The sequence below is a fragment of the Muriicola sp. genome (assembly GCF_049669965.1).
Taxonomy (GTDB): domain Bacteria; phylum Bacteroidota; class Bacteroidia; order Flavobacteriales; family Flavobacteriaceae; genus Muriicola.
This window is the reverse complement of record NZ_JBATLB010000247.1, coordinates 1-4,649: the sequence shown is the minus strand read 5'-3', so window position 1 is coordinate 4,649 and position 4,649 is coordinate 1. Positions and strand designations below refer to the sequence as shown.

The window sequence follows — 4,649 nt, the reverse complement described above, 5'->3', positions numbered from 1 at the left end:
GTAGATGCCTCTAACTCCGGAAAACTATGCGGACCCAAGGCTGCTAATTTAGGACAATTAAAGAAAATGTACCCGGAGGATGTGGTAGAAGGCCTTGTGATCCCTTTCGGGATCTTCAAAGAACACATGGATCAGGAAATGCCAGGGAATAATGGTTCCTATTGGGATTTTCTCAATGCCATGTTTGCCGAAGCCGAGCAAATGCGTTCCGCTGGTAATGCGGAACAAGGAGTAGAACAGTTTCAGTTAGAAAGACTTGAAATATTAAGAGCAGCGACCAAATCAATGCCCTTAAAAAAGTCATTTATGGCAGATCTTGAGGATAATTTTAAAGATGTTTTAGGAGAGGACTTGGGAAACATACCAGTTTTCCTGAGGAGTGATACCAATATGGAAGATCTGAAAGACTTTACCGGTGCGGGGCTCAATCTTACCATATTTAATACGGTAGACAAAGAAAAGATCTTACAGGGAATCAAAGATGTGTGGGCTTCTCCCTATACGGAACGCAGTTTTAAATGGAGACAGAAATACCTCTTGAATCCGGAGAATGTATACCCTTCTATTCTGGTCATACCCAGTGTAGATGTGGATTATTCCGGAGTAATGATCACCAAAGGGATCAACATGGGTACGGAAAAAGACCTTACCGTTGCGTTCAGTAGAGGTGCAGGTGGAGCTGTAGATGGTCAGGCTGCTGAGACGCGTTTGATCGAGGAAGGCGCTTCACTACTTCTGGCACCGGCCAGGGATCTGTATTACAATAGATTGCCAACTTCCGGAGGTACATCAAGAGAGATCGCATCGCTTCAGAGTCCTATTCTCAATGAGACCAATATTGGTCAATTGCGAAACTTTGCAACTACCCTGCGAGAGATTCTTCCAAAGGCCACCAAATCTGATTATAAGGGGGCCTACGACGTGGAACTAGGGTTTAAGAACAATAAATTATGGCTTTTCCAGATCAGGCCTTTTGTAGAAAATAAAAAGGCCCTGGGTTCTGCTTATTTGGAATCTATTACCCCCAGGATCCAAAACGATAAGAATATTCAACTCTCAACAAAATTATAAGATGTACACAGCCATAAAGTTATTTACCCTTCCGGTACTTCTTTTACTGTTAATTGCGTTCATATATCCTATTGATGGGTATGAACGTACCGGGATAAAACGCCTTAAAAGACTAGAATTAATACAGTTGGGAGAAATAAAGACTACCACTCCTCTTCCTGCCGGCGCTTTAAAATCATGGGAGGATATAAACCTTCAATTAACAACCCTAAGGACTGATAGTGTTACTTCATTCTTTAAGGAAGATGATAAGCTTCAAAAAGAGATCAGCACCTTGTTCAGAGGCCTGGATAAGAGTTATTCCCTGAGTATTCTGGATATTTCTGACCCTGCCAATGTGCGTTATGCTCATAGAAATGAAACCCTGGGGTACCAACCCGGCAGTGTTGGAAAGCTTGCCGTATTAGTTGCCCTATTTACGCAGTTGCAGAATATTTATCCTGACTCATGGGAAGATAGGATAGTGCTTCTAAAGAACAAATCAGTGAAAGCCGGTGTGTGGGGTCTTACAGATGAACATACGGTACCTATTTACAATATTGAGAAGAATACCTTGGTAAAGCGCCAGGTAATAGCCTCTGATGTCTTTACCTTGTATGAATGGGTAGATCATATGCTTTCTGTAAGTAATAATGGTGCTGCCAGTATTGTTTGGAGAGAAGCATTGCTTATGGCGGCTTTTGGAAGTGCCTATCCGGAACTCACAGAAGAGCAGGCAATGGCGTATTTTAAGGAAACCCCAAAGAAAGAGCTTACCGATCTGGGAAATGATGTAGTGAATCTTCCTTTAAGAGCTTTGGGTATTACCACAGATGAATGGCGGTTGGGAAGTTTCTTCACAAAGGGTGCTAACACCTATGTGGGAGATAAAGGTGGCAGCATTGGGACACCTCTGGGTCTTATGAAATTTCTGGTGATGCTGGAGCAGGGAAATGTGGTGGATGAGGCCTCCAGTTTGGAGATGAAAAGGCTGATGTATATGACAGACAGGCGGATCCGCTATGCTCAAGCCCCGGCTTTAAAAGAAGCCGCGGTTTATTTTAAATCAGGAAGTCTTTATAAGTGCGACCGCAGCAATGGAGAAGCTTGTGGCAAGTACGAGGGAAATGTTCAGAATTTTATGAATTCTGTTATTATTGTAGAACATCCGGATAACTGCAAATATATGGTAGTACTTATGTCTAACGTGCTACGAAAAAATTCTGCCTCAGACCATATGTATTTAGCCTCAGCGATAGACAAAATGATACGCAAGGGTTAATCTGCCAGGAGCTTATTGAGGGTTTGAGATGCGAAATCGCGTATGCGATCGTCTTCATTAACAAGCATCATTTCAACCAGGGGTCTGTATTTGATATTCTTTTGTTGCCCTATGAGAAATAGCACCGCTAGTTTTATCTTGTGATCATTTGCTTGTAGTAGGCTCAAAAAGCATTCAGATTCTGTTGGGACCTTAGCCATAAGGTTTTGCTGAACTTCTTCCGAAGTAACATCCAGAATAGTATTTTCAATGATGGGTAATAGCTTGCGTTTTAAATCCCCATAGAGCAAGTTGTCCAGATATTCAATGGCTCTGGACTGTGCGTCTTGCTTTTCGCTTAAGATCCCTTCATAGGCAATTTCGATATCCTTGGGGCCGTATTTTAAACCGAGTAATTTAAAGATACGTTCCAGGCCGGTATCCAAACGTCTTTCGAGCAGTTCCAGCAGGCTAGATCTTGCATTTCGTTCTTCATCTGTTACCAATTGTCTGGATTTAGTTCTGTTCCGATACGAAATAATGATCTGGGTATGCATCGCAGAAAGCGTATGATGGTACATCCTGCATTCCTCCAGGATATTCCGCACTACCTTTAAATGATCGAACTGATATTGTGGATAATTTGTTTTTAATTCATTAAGGGCCCTGATCGCTTCCTGCCGTATGGTCACATCGGTATCATCCAATAATGTCATGAGTCCGGTGACTGTCTGTTGTGAAGGCAGATTCTTTAAAACAGATGGGATATACCTGCTCAAAGGTAGCGGGATCGATCTGTTTTCTACTAATTTTAATAAATATGGCCCCAGTTGCTGCCCGTAGGCTATTAATGCCTCTACCGTTACTGGCCGCATTGTTTTATCTGGCAAGAAGTTGATCAGTTCCAGTATAAAAGGTGGGTAGACGCTTAAACCTATTGCTTTTATGGCTTCTGCCTGATACACTCTATCGGTACTTTTTAAGGCAGCTGAGAGTTCCGGATAAAATTGAGGAATATTGGCCGCTCCTATAGTCTTTAATAAAATTGGCAGTAAATGGGTATTTCCTCCATGGCCTTTAGCCAATTCAATTTGTTTAAAGAGTCTTTCTTTAAGTTGGTAGCTATTGGCCAGCAATACATTATCCCTTGATTCTTTTGCTAAACAAAATAAGGCGGTTCTGGAGATCAACGGATCTGAATGGTCCAGGTAATGGTCAAATACCACCTCTTTTTGAGAATTGGCATGCAAAAGTAAATAATCAAGCGTAGCCGTGATCAAACCTTCGTCTTTGGAGGCAATTAGATCAGTAATTTCGGTAACCACAGCGGTATCGTTCAAAAAATACATATTCTGAATGGCAGCTGTCTTCACTTTATTGGAAGGATGCCTTAGTAACTTTTGAACCTCTGGGAGAAAACGTTTGTCGGTGAGCTCACGTAATTTTCCAAGCATAAAGAGTAACTGGGATTCACTGCCATTTTCAAAGACCTTTTTCATGCCATTGATGGCAGAATCTTTCTTTAGTTCTATCTTTTTAATAGGTTCCTTAGTGTCTAGTACCAGTGCCAGATTATCCCTGAAAGTCTGGAAATATTCATTTCTAACCTTGTAGACAAAATAGATCCAAAGGATAAGGAGAATGATGATAATGCCCGAAATATATACTGAGGGCAGATTTAGACCGCGAACCAGAAATATTAAAATAAACCCGGCAATACCCGTTGCAAAACTATCGACCACTACGTCTATATAGGACTTGGTCTTGTTCTTGAGTTCAAAGGGCAACGGAAGTGCAAGTAATTCCATGGCGCTCTTATTGACCGACTGTTTTAAGGAACCATCCACCGCTTTGATAAAAATGATCACCGCGAGTTCCGGAAAAACCAAAAACAACATACATCCGGCAAGGATGCCCAGTGGCAGGAGTAACATGGAGAAGCCAACTCCCCAGACCCCTACAACACGGTGGGTTACAAACAGCTGTATGCCCAGAGAAAGTAAGTTAAAGGTAGAGAACCAGAAGGCAAAAAAGGCCGTTAGATCATCCGGATCCAAAATGGCGGCAGAGGCAAAATCACTAAACTGATAATCTACCAATTTAGCCACCAGGACACTAATTCCAAGGATAGAGGCGAGATAGGTGAGATGTTTTGAGTTTCGTATGAGCCATAGGGGTTTGTCCCCGTCATTACCTCTGCGATTCTGAACCTTGAACAAGTTTAATTTCTCCACCCGTAATTTCCAGATAACCTGCAGGAGGGGGATACATAATATTAGAATTGCGATAGCAAGAAAGAACAAGTTGTCGTTTCCAATGAGCGGTGCCAGAATAGAGG

General features: G+C 42.1%; 3 protein-coding genes. 2 read left to right on the top strand and 1 reads right to left on the bottom strand.

Going from position 1 to position 4,649, the window contains the following annotated elements; translation table 11 throughout:
- Together WBM49_RS12570 and WBM49_RS12565 are read left to right on the top strand one after the other, a co-directional pair.
- Positions 1 to 1,071, top strand: a 1,071-nt coding sequence (locus WBM49_RS12570; RefSeq protein ID WP_424372400.1) for a PEP/pyruvate-binding domain-containing protein, incomplete at its 5' end; no start/stop codon positions are given.
- A gap of 1 nt (position 1,072) precedes the next feature.
- Entirely contained in the window at positions 1,073 to 2,332 is a 1,260-nt protein-coding gene (locus WBM49_RS12565) for a serine hydrolase (RefSeq protein ID WP_424372399.1), read from the top strand.
- Here WBM49_RS12565 and WBM49_RS12560 read toward each other — a convergent pair.
- Positions 2,329 to 4,649 (bottom strand): hypothetical protein (locus WBM49_RS12560; protein WP_424372398.1); only part of this gene is annotated, 2,321 nt, incomplete at its 5' end. The two genes, WBM49_RS12565 and WBM49_RS12560, sit on opposite strands and share 4 nt — an antisense overlap.